General features: G+C 55.2%; 12 protein-coding genes. 6 read left to right on the forward strand and 6 right to left on the reverse strand.

Going from position 1 to position 14454, the window contains the following annotated elements; translation table 11 throughout:
* Nucleotides 1-3: 3 nt before the first annotated feature.
* A complete protein-coding gene (locus DOP62_RS12330) occupies nucleotides 4-1911 on the reverse strand; it encodes a fumarate reductase/succinate dehydrogenase flavoprotein subunit (RefSeq protein WP_208674430.1) in 1908 nt (635 codons plus the stop codon).
* A gap of 128 nt (nucleotides 1912-2039) precedes the next feature.
* Nucleotides 2040-2585: a peroxiredoxin gene (locus DOP62_RS12335; RefSeq protein ID WP_208674428.1), complete on the reverse strand. Its 546-nt coding sequence runs from the start codon at nucleotides 2583-2585 to the stop codon at nucleotides 2040-2042.
* 95 nt (nucleotides 2586-2680) lie between these two features.
* On the opposite strand from DOP62_RS12335, the gene DOP62_RS12340 reads away from it, so the two are divergent.
* From DOP62_RS12340 to DOP62_RS12360, 5 genes are all read left to right on the forward strand, one after another.
* On the forward strand, nucleotides 2681-2884 hold the full coding sequence (locus tag DOP62_RS12340) for a heavy-metal-associated domain-containing protein (RefSeq protein ID WP_208674426.1): 204 nt from the start codon (nucleotides 2681-2683) through the stop codon (nucleotides 2882-2884).
* A gap of 110 nt (nucleotides 2885-2994) precedes the next feature.
* A complete protein-coding gene (gene cikA / locus DOP62_RS12345; protein WP_208674424.1) occupies nucleotides 2995-5250 on the forward strand; it encodes a circadian input-output histidine kinase CikA in 2256 nt (751 codons plus the stop codon).
* A 125-nt stretch (nucleotides 5251-5375) separates the two neighbouring features.
* On the forward strand, nucleotides 5376-6677 hold the full coding sequence (hemL, locus tag DOP62_RS12350; RefSeq protein ID WP_208674422.1) for a glutamate-1-semialdehyde 2,1-aminomutase: 1302 nt from the start codon (nucleotides 5376-5378) through the stop codon (nucleotides 6675-6677).
* Between the two features lie 6 nt (nucleotides 6678-6683).
* A complete protein-coding gene (locus tag DOP62_RS12355) occupies nucleotides 6684-6911 on the forward strand; it encodes a hypothetical protein (RefSeq protein ID WP_208678064.1) in 228 nt (75 codons plus the stop codon).
* 218 nt (nucleotides 6912-7129) lie between these two features.
* The gene (locus DOP62_RS12360; protein ID WP_208674417.1) at nucleotides 7130-7672 is read left to right on the forward strand and encodes a L,D-transpeptidase; all 543 of its coding nucleotides are present in this window, start codon (nucleotides 7130-7132) and stop codon (nucleotides 7670-7672) included.
* Between the two features lie 113 nt (nucleotides 7673-7785).
* On the opposite strand, the gene rpoD is transcribed toward DOP62_RS12360, so the two are convergent.
* A complete protein-coding gene (gene rpoD, locus DOP62_RS12365) occupies nucleotides 7786-8985 on the reverse strand; it encodes an RNA polymerase sigma factor RpoD (RefSeq protein ID WP_208674415.1) in 1200 nt (399 codons plus the stop codon).
* A 198-nt stretch (nucleotides 8986-9183) separates the two neighbouring features.
* The gene (locus DOP62_RS12370) at nucleotides 9184-9678 is read right to left on the reverse strand and encodes a GNAT family N-acetyltransferase (RefSeq protein ID WP_208674413.1); all 495 of its coding nucleotides are present in this window, start codon (nucleotides 9676-9678) and stop codon (nucleotides 9184-9186) included.
* Nucleotides 9679-9725: 47 nt separating this feature from the next.
* On the opposite strand from DOP62_RS12370, the gene priA reads away from it, so the two are divergent.
* Nucleotides 9726-12182, forward strand: coding sequence for a primosomal protein N' (gene priA, locus DOP62_RS12375; RefSeq protein ID WP_261789887.1), 2457 nt, complete (start codon nucleotides 9726-9728; stop codon nucleotides 12180-12182).
* On the opposite strand, the gene DOP62_RS12380 is transcribed toward priA, so the two are convergent.
* Both DOP62_RS12380 and DOP62_RS12385 read right to left on the reverse strand, forming a co-directional pair.
* Nucleotides 12179-13726, reverse strand: coding sequence for an FAD-dependent oxidoreductase (locus tag DOP62_RS12380; RefSeq protein WP_261789886.1), 1548 nt, complete (start codon nucleotides 13724-13726; stop codon nucleotides 12179-12181). The genes priA and DOP62_RS12380 overlap by 4 nt on opposite strands.
* Entirely contained in the window at nucleotides 13723-14454 is a 732-nt protein-coding gene (locus DOP62_RS12385) for a peptidylprolyl isomerase (protein WP_208674411.1), read from the reverse strand. The genes DOP62_RS12380 and DOP62_RS12385 overlap by 4 nt, the downstream gene beginning before the upstream one ends.

Consider the following 14454-nt stretch of genomic DNA (forward strand, 5'->3'; position numbering starts at 1 on the left):
GGATTACTGATAGTTACGTTGACTCGGTAATAACGTCTTGAACTCCAAGCAATCTTGATGGAGTTTGGGCTCTCCTCCGGTGTATTCCCAAGCGGCAACATAGCTGAACTGATCGTCCCGCCGCTGCGCTTCACCTTCTGCGGTTTGATATTCCTCCCGGAAGTGCGCCCCGCAGGATTCTTCGCGGTGCAGGGCATCGACAATCATCAGCTCACCCAGTTCAAGGAAGTCAGCCAGCCGCAGCGCTTTCTCCAACTCGGGATTCAAACCGGTAGCTGAGCCGGGGACTCGGACCTGATCGCGGAATGTCTGCTGGAGTTGTTGAACCTGCTGCCGTGCTTTGAGTAAGCGATCGCGATCGCGGCTAATGCCGCAGGCGTCCAGCAAAATCTCGCCCAGTTCACGATGCAGGCTATCAACACTGCGATCGCCCTGCACGGCGAGCAATTGGTCAATGCGGGCTTGGGCCTCAGCCAGTGCAGCTTGGCAGGCAGGATGATCAGTGGTGACTGGCGTTAGCGACTGACTGGCTAACCAACCAGTGACGGTGGCGGGGGCGATGAAGTAGCCATCCGCAAGGCCTTGCATCAAGGCACTGGCACCCAAGCGGTTGGCTCCGTGATCTGAGAAATTGGCTTCGCCCAACACGAATAGACCTGGCAGATTACTCATCAGGTTGTAATCCACCCAAAGCCCGCCCATCGTGTAGTGCGGAGCAGGGTAGATCCGCATCGGCGTTTCGTAGGGATCCTCGCCACTGATGCGGGCATACATGTCGAAGAGGTTGCCGTATTTGCGCTGAATTTCGGCCTTGCCATCGCGTGCGATCGCCTCGGCAAAATCTAGATAGACGGCACGTCCCGCCGGTTCGACGCCATAGCCTTGATCGCAAATTCGCTTAGCCTGACGTGAGGCAATATCCCGTGGCACCATGTTGCCGTAGCGGGGATAGCGCTTTTCCAAAAAGTAGTCGCGATCGCCTTCAGGGATTTGATCTGGCGATCGGCGATCGCCCGGTTGTGCAGGCACCCAAACGCGGCCATCATTGCGCAGGCTCTCGCTCATCAAGGTCAGTTTTGACTGATGGGCCGCACCACTGGGAATACAGGTCGGGTGAATTTGGGTGAAGCAAGGGTTGGCAAAGAACGCCCCTCGACGGTGAGCCCGCCAAGTCGCCGAAGCATTGGACTTGACTGCGTTGGTTGAGAGGAAATAGACGTTGCTATAGCCACCAGTACAGAGCAGAACGGCTGCGCCCGCCTCGACAGACAGATCTCCTGTCTGCAGGTTGCGGATCACCAGCCCCCGCGCTTGTCCATCAATCGTGATCAGATCCAGGACGTCAGCGTGGGTGTGCAATTCCACCGTCCCAGCTGCGACCTGACGCATCAAGGCGCCATAAGCCCCATAGAGCAACTGCTGGCCGGTTTGGCCACGAGCATAGAAAGTTCGAGAAACTAAAACGCCGCCAAAGGTGCGATTGGCTAAGGTGCCGCCGTATTCGCGAGCAAAAGGCACACCTTGCGCGACACATTGGTCGATGATGGCGCTGCTCAGTTCAGCAAGACGATAGACGTTAGCTTCCCGCGATCGAAAGTCACCGCCTTTAAGCATGTCGGCAAACAGCCGGAAATCGCTGTCACCGTCGTTCTGGTAGTTTTTGGCAGCATTAATGCCCCCTTGGGCCGCCACGCTGTGGGCCCGACGCGGACTGTCGTGATAGGTGAAGACCTTGACTCGGTAGCCCTGTTCTGCCAACGATGCGGCAGCAGAGGCTCCGGCCAGTCCCGTACCGACCACCAAAACCTCAAACTGTCGCTTGCGCAGCGGACTGATCAGCGGCAGCGTTTCGCGGTAGCGCTGCCAAGCCCCAGCTAGGGGGCCACTGGGCAGTCGAGCATCCAGAATCACAGCACTACACTCGGGGCAATCACACTGTTTCTGATTCTGGACTAGCAGGTGAGAATCCAGTCATTGTTCAGCGATCGCAGCCCAATAACTGGCACTAGGAGCAGTCCCACCGCGATCGCTTGGCTCAACTAAGCGGCTTGCAGCTCATCCAGCTTGGCAAGGACTTCCTTACTGTGGATTACGGGCCGCACGGCGGTGAAGCTCGCACGCAGCACCCCTTCGGGATCGATGATGTAGGTGTGGCGCAGGCTGAAAGGGGCTAGCCACGAACCGTAGCGCTTGCTGACTTCGCCTTTGACATCAGCGAGCAGAGGGTAGGACAGCCCTTCGTTCTCCCGGAAACGACTATGGCTGCTGACATCATCGGCACTGACTCCGACCACTTGGGCATTGCGTTCGGCGTAGGCCGTCTGATCTTGTTGAAAACGCTGGGCTTCCAGGGTACAGCCGGGCGTTCCATCCTTGGGATAGAAGTAGAGCACCAGCCACTGACCCCGAAAATCTGCCAGGGAAAGGCGATCGCGCCCGTCATCCGTCGGCAAGGAAAAGTCTGGAGCTGGTTCACCCAGTGGGGGCTGAGGGCCACCAAGTGCTTGAGCCGATCGCGGGGCTAAAACAAGGGCTGGTAAAGCTAAGAGCGAACTGACGAGTAATTGGCGACGACTAACCGGCATCTCTCTTCCACTATCTGCGCGATCGCTCTCAGTCTAACGAGGACAAGGGCTGGCCTAGACTGAATGAAATCAACAGTGTGCGTTCGAACGTCCTCATGCCCGAAATTCAGCTACAAGTACCTGATATGGCCTGTGGTGCCTGCGCTGCAGCGATTGAAACAGCGGTTCAGACCGTCGACCCGCAGGCTCAGGTGCAAACCGACCCCAGTTCTAAACGCGTCACGGTGACGACCACTTGTCCCGCTGCCAAGATTCAGTCCGCGATCGCGGCTGCTGGCTACCATCCCGAGCTTGCGTAAAGAAATCAGCCAGATGTTAAAAGCCTGTGGGGAGTTTCTCAGTAGTCGAAAAAATCTCTGTAACAATGCAGTTAAACGACTAAAAGCCTGTTAAACCACAGGTTTTGCCTATGCTGGCACCCTCTTCAAATTGTTTTTTCGCCAGCCAGCGGCTGACTCCTGAAGGTTTTGCTCAACTACAAGCGATCCTGCAGGATTTTGTGGCAACCCTGCCCCAAGGGTTTTATTGGGATAGTCGATTGCTCCATGCCCAGCAGAGGGCACAAGTGGGTGATTGTGCGATCGCGATTGCAGCTGGCTTTCAGTTGTTGTTGTTAGGACGCACGTCTGCTGAGTATAACCAAGCACAATCTCTCAGCGATCCCCATCACGTGAGTGTGCAATTTGGAGCTGATAGCATTCACCACTACTGTCAGTCGGTGGGCTTGCCTGTCGACTATCAGCCTGTTCTCGATCAACTCAGTGATCTGAGCTTAGATCCAGCACTAGTCAGTCAATTTAGTAATCTTTTGATTACTGCGATCGCAGCAGATCACATGCTGCCTGCTCCGCAATATCCGGCTGTTTCAGTCTGTCAACCGCTGGAACAAGCCTTGCATTGGCAAGAAGAACAGGATCGCCTGATCAGCCAAGTTTCAGCGCAAATTCGTCTCAGTCTCGATCTTTCAGAGATTCTAACGACAACAATTCGTGAAATTCGGCAATTGCTCAATGCCGATCGCACGATTATTTATCAATTTAAGCCAGAGTGCCTCGATGATGGCTTAGACCAGACGTGGCCTCTCTATATTCCCTGCCAGTCTTACATTACCTATGAGGATCGCCGTAATGATGCCTTGCTCTCAGTACTTGATCCGGCTGTTCAACCAGGATTGCTCATTACAACGGAAGAGTGGCAACGGTTCCAACGGGGCGAGACAGTTCTAATCGATACGGTTAGTTTCTATCAGGAAAGACTGCCTGAACAGTATGCCTTCTACGAACGGGTTCAGGTGCGATCGGTCTGTAAGATTCCGATTCTCGTTCAGGGACGAATTTGGGGACTGTTAGTCGCCCACCAATGCCACCAGGATCACCGCTGGCAACCCCGAGAACGGGACATTCTTCAGCATCTTGCTGAACATCTTTCGATCGCGATTTATCAGGCACAACTTTATAGCCAGTTGCAAGATCAAACTCAAACGCTAGAAAACCGCGTCCTTGAAAGAACGCAAGAATTGATTGACGCGTTGGCCCTAGCCCAAGCAGCAAATGCAGCAAAAGGTGAATTCTTGGCAACCATGAGCCATGAATTACGAACACCGTTGACTTGCGTGATCGGGATGTCGAGTACTCTCCTGCGGTGGGCTTTTGGTCCCCTAACGGAACGGCAACGAGAATATATCAAAGCGATTCATGATAGTGGTGAACATCTACTGGAGTTAATCAATGACATCCTCGATCTCTCTCAGATTGAGGCTGGCAAAGCTGCTTTGCAAGTTCGTCCTTTTTCCCTCTCTCGTCTTGCCACGCAGACGCTCAATACACTCCAAGAAAAAGCGAGACTTGGAGATATTCACCTCCTACTCGATCTACAGCTGAATAATCGCATTGATGTCTTTCGTGCCGATCCCAAACGTCTGCGGCAAATTCTGATCAATCTCCTCAGTAATGCCGTCAAATTTACCGAGCCCCAAGGGATGGTGTCTCTTCGGGTGTGGCGTGAAGGCGATCGCGCAGTTTTCCAAGTCAGCGACACAGGCATTGGTATCCCCGAAAGTGAGCAATCCCATCTCTTTCAAAAGTTTCAGCAGCTGGACACCTCTATTCGTCGCCAATACGGGGGGACGGGACTGGGCCTCGCTCTAACCAAGCAGCTTGTGGAACTGCACGGCGGCCACATTCAAGTGGAGTCGAGTGTGGGGCAAGGCAGTACTTTCACAGTTTGGATCCCTGAACAAAGTGTGCCTGCACTGATAGAAGCAGAGCCCTCACTGAGCCATTTGCCCCCTGGTCATGTGCTGCTCCTCGAGAATGATGAAGAGGCCGCAACGGTTGTCTGCGAAATGTTGACAGCAGCTGGCCTCAAAGTCATCTGGCTGGTGGATGGCAGCACGGCGCTCGATCAACTTGACCTGCTGCAGCCCATCGTCATTCTGATGGCTTGGCCTGCGCCTGACGAAACTTGCGTGCTGCTCCTCCAGTATTTGCGCGAACATCAAGCCGATCCTCATCCGCCACTTGTGTTGTTCTTGGGAGAGACACCGGTTGAGCCAGCGCTCACGGAACAGGTTGCAGCGGTCTTGCCCAAGCCACTAGATCCGCAACTGCTCTTGACAACGCTGCAAAGCCTTTGTGCAACTAGCCTCAAAGAGGGCGATCGCTAGATCACTGCTGAGAGGTTGCAACAGTCCCTAACAGATCACTCGGGGGATGGGGCCAATGCGAGATAATACGAGAGCTGTCAGCATCGCTCGCTGGCGACGCGCGGCTTGTTTGCGAGGAGATTGCTTTGGTCACGTCCTCTCCCTTTAAAACCATCAAATCAGACGAAATTTTTGCAGCGGCTCAAAAACTGATGCCGGGTGGCGTCAGTTCGCCGGTGCGTGCTTTTAAGTCCGTTGGCGGTCAGCCCATCGTCTTCGATCGCGTTAAAGATGCCTACGCCTGGGATGTGGACGGTAATCGCTACATCGACTACGTCGGCACCTGGGGCCCTGCCATTTGTGGGCACGCACATCCAGAAGTCATCGAAGCTCTGAAGGCAGCGATGGACAAGGGCACGAGCTTTGGTGCGCCCTGCGTTCTGGAGAATGTCCTCGCTGAGATGGTGATCGATGCGGTTCCTAGCATCGAGATGGTGCGCTTCGTCAACTCCGGCACCGAAGCCTGTATGGCGGTGCTGCGCTTGATGCGGGCCTATACGGGGCGCGACAAGATCATCAAGTTTGAGGGCTGCTACCACGGCCACGCCGATATGTTCTTGGTCAAGGCCGGATCTGGGGTTGCTACCCTTGGCCTGCCGGACTCGCCGGGTGTGCCCAAGAGCACGACAGCAAATACACTGACCGCGCCCTACAACGATTTGGAAGCCGTCAAAGCGCTGTTCGCCGAGAATCCAGGTGAAATTGCTGGGGTCATCCTCGAGCCGATCGTCGGTAACTCGGGCTTCATCGTGCCGGATGCTGGCTTCTTGGAAGGACTGCGGGAAATCACGCTGGAGCATGATGCCCTGCTGGTCTTTGACGAAGTGATGACCGGCTTCCGGATTGCCTACGGTGGTGTGCAGGAAAAATTTGGGGTCACGCCCGACCTGACGACCTTGGGCAAAATTATCGGCGGCGGCTTGCCGGTAGGAGCCTACGGTGGCAAGCGCGAGATTATGCAGCTGGTTGCACCGGCTGGCCCGATGTACCAAGCGGGCACCTTGTCGGGGAATCCCTTGGCGATGACTGCAGGGATTAAAACCTTGGAACTGCTGCGTCAGCCCGGCACCTACGAATATCTTGACCAGATCACTAAGCGCCTGAGTGATGGCTTACTGGCGATCGCCCAAGAAACGGGTCATGCCGCTTGCGGTGGTCATGTGAGTGGCATGTTTGGCTTCTTCTTCACCGAAGGGCCTGTCCACAACTACGAAGATGCCAAAAAGTCGGACTTGCAAAAGTTCAGTCGCTTCCATCGCGGCATGCTGGAGCAAGGCATTTACCTTGCGCCCTCGCAGTTTGAGGCGGGCTTCACCTCCTTGGCACACACCGAAGAGGACATTGATGCAACGCTGGCAGCCGCTCGTTCGGTTATGAGTGCGCTGTAACCCGCAATGACAGCATCAATACTGTTGCTGTCAGAAGGATTGCTCTTGGCTCAAGCTGCTGGGAGCAATCCTTTGGTTTCTCAGCGCGGCGAAGCGTCAATTTACATCGGATTGATTCTGCTCGGGATCCTTTTGAGCCTGCTGATCGGTCTTGTCTCGCGGCAGTTTATGAGAGCACTCTACTTTTCAGGTGCGCTGGCTTTGATTCTGATTGCGATCGTGATTTTGTTGTGAGTTAGCCTGTCGGTTCGCTGACTTTCCCAAACTGGACTCATGACTGGCTGAGGGCAATCTAAGCGATCGCCTGTCGCATAATCTTGAAGAAATTGAATAGAACGTTCTCTAGTCTGAGCCCTGTTCTACAGGGCTATTGATACGGATGACAGGCCTCGACGCTCGCCGGATCAGCTGACTACAGTAAAAACAGATTCTCCGAATTCTGTCTTGCTGCTATGGCGCTGCGCTTTCTCTGGAACTCCAGCTTGCTGATTGCCTGTTGTGCGATCGCCGGCCCCGTTGCGGCGATTCCGATTCCGCCACCAGCCACGATGGCGGTGCCAGCCCTTCCAGTCGAAGCAACGATCGCGCCACCCCCTGCCCCGGCACCTACCACCAAGTTGGTCTTGAGCTTGCGGCAGCGGCGAGTGACGGTCTACCGCGACAACCAAGCGATCGCCAGCTATCCCGTTGGGATTGGTAAACCCGGTTGGGAAACACCCCGCGGTACCTTTCGAATCACCAGTAAAATCGTCAATCCCACTTGGCAGCACCCTTGGAATGGCAAACTGGTGCCGCCTGGTCCCAATAATCCTCTGGGCGATCGCTGGATTGGTTTTTGGAGCGATGGTAAAAACTCGATTGGCTTCCATGGGACGACTGCTGAATCCTTAATTGGACAAGCGGTTTCCCATGGCTGCGTGCGGATGAAGAACCGTGATATTCGCGCTCTATTTGAGTTAGTTGAAGAAGGAACGCTGGTCAGCGTTCAACCTTGATTAGCCATAAGCTACGACCATCGGTCCAAGAAGTATCTTCAGCCTCAACTAAAAAGCTGCCCAAGAATCTCTTAGGCAGCGTTTAAAGTCATTTAGAAAATGAAGCGTAAATCCTAGCGGATGTACTCTTTCAAGATGCTGTTGCGGTTGGGATGACGCAGTTTCCGTAGCGCTTTGGCTTCGATTTGGCGGATGCGTTCGCGGGTGACATTAAACAACTGGCCAATTTCTTCCAGCGTTTTCATGCGGCCGTCATCCAAGCCGTAGCGCAGACGCAGCACATCACGCTCGCGGGGGCTGAGGGTGCTGAGCACGCCTTCCAGATCTTCGCGCAGCAGATTTTTGGCGACTTCATCTTCTGGCGTTTCACCATCGGCTTCGATGAAGTCACCCAAGCGGGAATCTTCTTCTTTACCGATCGGAGTTTCCAGTGAAATCGGCAGTTGGGCTGACTTAGCGATAAACCGCAGTTTCTCGATCGTCATCTCCATGCGAGTCGCGATCTCTTCCTCAGTCGGCTTGCGACCCATTTCCTGAGAAAGCAGCTTGGTGGTTTTCTTGATGCGAGAAATGGTTTCGTAAAGGTGAACCGGTAGGCGGATCGTGCGGCTTTGATCGGCGATCGCCCGCGTGATGGCTTGGCGGATCCACCAGGTGGCGTAAGTCGAGAACTTGTAGCCTTTTTCGTGGTCAAACTTTTCAGCGGCCCGAATCAGACCCAAGCTGCCTTCTTGAATCAGGTCTTGGAAGGACAAACCCCGGTTCATGTATTTTTTGGCGATCGAAACCACCAACCGCAGGTTCGACTGCACCATCTTGTCTTTGGCGCGGCGACCCCGGAACAATCGGCGGCGGAATTCATCGAGCGGAGAATCCACAGCCGCCGCCCATTCAGCATCGCTGGGCAGGCGATCGAGCTGCTCGAGCAACTCATCCCGAACGCGTTCCAGTGCTAGTAGGTCAGCAATTTGACGCGCGAGTTCAATCTCTTCGTCAGCCCGCAGAAGACGGATGCGACCAATCTCTTGCAGATATAGCCGAATTGAATCTTCTGTGTAAGTTTTACGGACTTTGGCTTTGGCTTTGGCCGCCGCATCCTCGTCTTCGCCAACCGATTCCTCATCATCGATCGCATCGACATCCGCCGTTGGTGCGATCGCAGCCTCAGGCTCAACGACGGCAGTCGCTGCTTTTTTGCGACTACTCCGTTTCGGCTTGGCTTCCGCCGGTTTGAGCGCGGGATCGAGTAATTCGGTGGCCTGAGTCATGCCGGCTTCCTCTTGCTCCTTATCGATTGAAATCAGCAGCGTCATCGCGCCTAGAAAACTGGGGTCTTTGCTTCCTCACACCAAAAATCGCCTTCGGATGCATAGAGCAAAATTCCAAAGGCAGAGTAGACTGTGGGAGCTTTCAAAGATTCCTCGGGCGAGGACCAAACAACGACGAGCTGCCGGTCTTGCCTCGAAGCCCTTCGATTGTAGCTTGCCCTGTTGAAATTGCACGTTTGCTATCTAAGCGGTCAGAATGCCGGCAAAATTACCGATTGCCGATCCCTCCAAACGACAAATTCGCCAGTCTGGCAAGACCTTGGCACCCAAGCCTTCGTAGAAAGCGATCGCCCGCTGATTCCAGTCGAGAACTGCCCATTCAACGCGTCCACACTGTTGCTCTACGGCGATCGTCGCTAATTGTCGGAGCAGCGCTGTGGCAATGCCTTGGCGACGGTAGGCTGGCCGTACAAAGAGGTCTTCTAAATAGAGGCTGGGTTGCTTCCGGAAGCTGGAGTAGGTCAGGAAGTAGAGAACATAACCGGCGATCGCGCCCTCCCATTCAGCGATTTGTACGTAGGCATAAGGTTGACGACCAAAGAGATGCTCTGCCAGCAGATCGGGATCTTCAACAACTTGGTGCTCCAGTTCTTCAAAAATGGCTAACTCTCGAATCAGCTTCAGAATCTCGGGGAGATCGGTCGGCTGGGCTGCACGGATTTGGAGCAAGGACACCATAATTCAGAAACGCTCAGTGACTGTTGTTTGAATCTCGGATCTTAGCCATGTCCAGCCTGGAGGGATGGCGCGCCGGCGACATGATGCATCCTGCACTACCTCAGGTTTGGGCTGAAGTCTTGGTCGACTGTCCTGGAGTTGAAGCGCCCTACACCTATGCCGTTAATTCTCAGATGGCGATCGCCCTGGGAGACGTGGTGCTCGTGCCCTTTGGAGATCGCTTGGTTGGTGGGCTAGTGGTCCGTGTCTTGGCAGAATGTCCCGACGACCTCGACCCAGCCCGAATTCGGTCGATCCATGAAGTTGTTGCCCAGAGTTTTTTTCAAGCGCACTACTGGGATCTACTGGAACGCACGGCCAACTACTACCATGTGCCTCTAACACAGGTACTACGAGCTGCTCTTCCTCCAGGGCTTCTACGCCGATCGCAGCGGCGAATTCGTGCCCTGCGCGGTGCTCAACCCATCCTGCGATCGCAGGCCGCTCAAAGGATTTGGCCTCTGCTTCAGAAAAATCTTGAGACGGGGTATAGCTGGCGCTATCTCTGTCAGCAGCATCCTCAGGCTCCTCAAGGATTGCGCGAACTCCTGCAGGCTGGCTGTGTCGAGAGCTACATCTGCCTAGGGAAAAGCGCTCAAGCAAAACAACAACTCGCGATCACCTTAGTACAGCGATTGCCAGGACTGACTCAACGCCAAGCGGCGATCGTCGCTCAGCTGCAACAGTCAGGTGGTGAAGCGTGGCTTCAGACGTTTCAGCAGCAAACTGGGGCCAGTCGTGGACTCCTCGATCGCTTGACGGAACTTGGTTGTGTGGCGATCGCCCCCAAAGAACGACTACGGAGTGGCATCCAGACCACGGATGTGGAAGCTGATCAGCCGCGTGTGTTGACACCGGCTCAAGCGGCAGCCCTTGCCCAAATCCAGAAAGCAGATGCTGGTGAGACTCTGCTCCTCCATGGCGTCACCGGCTCTGGCAAAACTGAGGTCTACCTACAGGCGATCGCACCTTTTTTAGATCAGCAGCGATCGGTGCTGGTTCTTGTGCCCGAAATTGGCCTGACGCCGCAATTGACTGAACGCTTCCAACAGCGATTTGGCCGCGATCGCCTCTGTCTTTATCACAGTGGCCTTTCGGATGGTGAACGCTACGATGCTTGGCGACAGATGTTGCTCGGTGGAGCGCGGGTCGTGATTGGTACGCGGTCGGCGGTGTTTGCGCCGTTGCCCAATCTGGGGCTGATCATTCTGGATGAAGAACACGACAGCAGCTTTAAACAAGAGCAAACCGCCCCTTGCTACCACGCCCGGCAGGTGGCGCAATGGCGATCGCAACTGGAAGGCTGTCCACTCCTGCTCGGTTCTGCAACTCCCGCTTTGGAAACCTGGGCGACGACTCAGGGAACAGAATCGCAGACGCACTATTTGCAATTGCCCGATCGGGTTGAGGCGCGATCGCTGCCACCAATTGAGATTGTCGATCTGCGGCAAGAACTGGCGAACGGCAATCGCTCAATTTTCAGCACAAAGCTGCAGCAAGCGCTGATCGATCTGCAGCAACGAGGTGAACAAGGCATCCTCTTTATCCATCGGCGTGGCCACAGCACCTTTGTTTCCTGTCGAGCTTGTGGCACCGCGATCGGCTGCCCCCACTGCGATGTCTCACTTTCCTATCACCTGGATCAAATTCTCGATCAATCCTTGCTGCGCTGCCATTACTGCAACTACACCCAAGCCCAACCGCAGCGTTGTCCGGTTTGCGATTCGCCCTATCTCAAAAACTTTGGTAGTGGTAGCCAGCGTGTTGAGGCTGAAGTGAAGCGTCTCTTCCCTGAACTGACAGTATTCCGATACGACAGCGATACAACGCGCCAAAAGGGTGGCCACCAAAAGGTGCTAGATCAATTTCGATCGCAGCCCGCCAGTTTATTAGTGGGCACGCAAATGTTGACGAAAGGCATTGATCTGCCCCAGGTGACGGTTGTCGGTGTGGTGGCAGCGGATGGGTTGCTGCATATGCCTGACTTTCGTGCCAGCGAGCGATCGCTGCAAACCCTGATCCAAGTGGCGGGTCGAGCGGGTCGTGGCGATCGCCCCGGACGGGTGATTGTCCAAACCTACAGCCCCGATCATCCGGTCTTACAGCATTTGGCTGACCATAATTACAGCCAGTTCTTGAGTGAGGAACTGCAAGAGCGGCAAGCCCACGGCTATCCGCCTGCCCAGCGACTACTACTACTTAGTTGCAGCGGATTAGACGAGGATGCTGTCATCCAAGCAGCGGAAGCGATCGCGGATCATCTGCGTGAGCAGGCACTGGAATCAGTCGAAATTCTGGGTCCTGCGCCCGCCAATATTGCCCGCATTGCCCGTCGCCATCGCTGGCAAATTCTGCTGAAATCACCGCCCGATCGCGACTGGAATTGGCTGAAACCTGACCAACTGCGATCGTTCTGTCGCAAGGGCGTCAGCCTGCTGATCGATGTCGATCCAATTAGCTTTTAGTGATAGTCGCAGCCCGAGCCGTAAACCCACGCTTCGCGGCGGCGACGCTGCTGAAATTCCGCAGGAGTGATGTCAGTGAGCCAGTCTGTTGGTTCACCCGCGATTGCCAGCGATCGATAGAGCCCTAACTGCAAAAATTCTGGCAGCCACTGCAGCAAGGGCTTGAGTCCCAACTGTGGCAACAGCTTCGCCACTAAAACCGGATGGAGTAGTGTCGTCATCAGCAAGGTTTTGGCCAAGGGCTGAAACTGCACCACATCCTGCAGAAACGGCTTGAGCGTCTTCGGCCCTAACCCATCCATCACCGCAAAAATGCGCCCCAGTAGCTCATTGATACTGTCGGGTGGCAGTTTGCGATCGAGCGGAACTGTCATGCTCTGCTGAAACAACCAAGTCACCGTCAGGCTCGGCTGATGCGGCTGCAACAAGGCAAGATCACTAGCCTGCAAACAGTCGGCCAGCAAGGCTTCGTGGATGCCCCGACACAAGCGCGGCAAATGCCGGAGCAGTGCCCCAAAGCCGCCAAAACTCAGCGGCGACTGAGCACCGCTACTATCGCCGATCGCTAAAATTCGATTCCACTGGCTCTGCAAAGGACTTTGGCGATAGCTGGGCAAAATGCCCCAAAGCAGGCGCTGCCATTGCAGTTGAGCTAAATCGATGCCCTGATAGTCGGGTAACGCTTCGAAGTAATCACAGAACAGCTTTTGCAGACTAGGGCGTGCTGCCTGCGCATCTATATATGTGAAGAGGTAAGCAGTGCGACCATCTACTGCTGGAAACGCTTCCCAAAAAGCTTGTCGCTGCTGCTGAATCGGCGATCGCGACACAAACAAGTCCCCGTGGTCGCTGGATGGGAAGCCTTGCGCGCAGCCCCCGACAACAAGGCAAATGGCATCCGGCTTTGCGCCTTGCCGAGCTTGACGGGCGATCGGCGAAAAATGACCGAGGGCATCGAGCAATAGTCGTCCTGACCAGCGCTGCCGCCCGGAATAGACAGCCACGCCATCGGGGTGAACCGTAACGCGATCGATCGCTGTCTGCTCCAGCACCTGCCCACCGATCGCCCGAAAGTGTTGCAGCAGCGTGGCAATCAATTGGCGCGGCGAAATGCCGACATTCAAAATGCCTTCGACCCATAGCTCTGGGCCATTAGGAAAAGCAATCCGTGCCGCTGGAAATTCTGTCGCGATCGCGGCTTCTAATTCTTCTGCGCTGATCAAGCCCAGCTCAACCAGAACTGCTAGCTCTCGTCGCGAGATATTCCATTCCTGATCGCGGCCTTGAATCGCGCCTCGCTCAACCAGGCCAACCTGCCAACCCTGCTTCTGGAGCCAAAGTGCGGGTAGGAGTCCCAGCGTACCGCCGGCAATCAACACATCGACATCGCGATCGCCCAGCATTTCCGCCGATTCCGACACCCATTGCGGTTTCTCTAGTCGGCCCCAACGCAGCGACCGCCAGAACGCATCAGTTTGACGCAAATTCTGGCGAACTTGAGGCGGAAGTTGATTCAGGGCTGAACGAAGCGCAGCTGCACTCACGGCCGCTTCAGATTATCGAGACCGGCCGTCACCTTCGCAGATTGAATACGATCGCCCTGTTTGATGCGATCGACCACGCTCATATCGCTGCGAACATAGCCAAAGACGGCGTAGTTGCCATCCAAAAAGCCCAAGTCCGACAGTGCAATGTAGAACTGGCTAGAAGCAGAGTCAGGGAACGAAGAACGTGCCATTGCGACTGCCCCGCGTTGGTGCCGCAATTTTGGCGGCTGACTCACACCAGCTTGCTCTAAGGGGCGGCTGTAGACCGGCTGACTGGCTCCCTCTGGCGTAATTTCCAAGGGCAGATAGCGTAGCTGCTTCGTGTTGGGATCTTGGTAGGAGCCAGTGCCGAGTTGTTGAGCAGGCACTTTAGGATCCTTGCTCTGCGGATCCCCACCCTGCACCACAAAGGGCTGGGGTTCCTTCACAACCCGGTGGAAGCTGGTACCGTCGTAAACCCCTTTTGAGACCAAATCAACGAAATTGCCGGCGGTCAATGGCGCATCTGCACCCAGCACATCAATCTCAATCGGCTGATTATTGACGGTTAGGACAACGGTGGCGCTGCCCTCAAGCCGAGGAATATCAGGGTACAGTCGGGCGACATCGCTGGGGTTGGCATTTGCTGCTGATAGAGACGTGCTGGTGCTGCTACAGGCTGTCAGTCCCCAAGCGACAAGGGCAATAAGGAACCCTTGTGTTGCAATGCGGAACAGCGATCGCAT

Origin of the sequence: Synechococcus elongatus PCC 11801 (assembly GCF_003846445.2) — a bacterium.
Lineage (GTDB): Bacteria > Cyanobacteriota > Cyanobacteriia > Synechococcales > Synechococcaceae > Synechococcus > Synechococcus elongatus_A.

Bases quoted from the DNA above. Each gene is read 5' to 3' on its own strand.
- DOP62_RS12335 (WP_208674428.1), bottom strand. From the start codon at position 2,585: ATGCCGGTTAGTCGTCGCCAATTACTCGTCAGTTCGCTCTTAGCTTTA.
- DOP62_RS12370 (WP_208674413.1), bottom strand. From the start codon at position 9,678: ATGGTGTCCTTGCTCCAAATCCGTGCAGCCCAGCCGACCGATCTCCCC.
- rpoD (WP_208674415.1), bottom strand. From the start codon at position 8,985: ATGACGCTGCTGATTTCAATCGATAAGGAGCAAGAGGAAGCCGGCATG.
- cikA (WP_208674424.1), top strand. From the start codon at position 2,995: ATGCTGGCACCCTCTTCAAATTGTTTTTTCGCCAGCCAGCGGCTGACT.
- DOP62_RS12340 (WP_208674426.1), top strand. From the start codon at position 2,681: ATGCCCGAAATTCAGCTACAAGTACCTGATATGGCCTGTGGTGCCTGC.
- DOP62_RS12355 (WP_208678064.1), top strand. From the start codon at position 6,684: ATGACAGCATCAATACTGTTGCTGTCAGAAGGATTGCTCTTGGCTCAA.
- DOP62_RS12385 (WP_208674411.1), bottom strand. From the start codon at position 14,454: ATGCGATCGCTGTTCCGCATTGCAACACAAGGGTTCCTTATTGCCCTT.
- DOP62_RS12360 (WP_208674417.1), top strand. From the start codon at position 7,130: ATGGCGCTGCGCTTTCTCTGGAACTCCAGCTTGCTGATTGCCTGTTGT.
- priA (WP_261789887.1), top strand. From the start codon at position 9,726: ATGTCCAGCCTGGAGGGATGGCGCGCCGGCGACATGATGCATCCTGCA.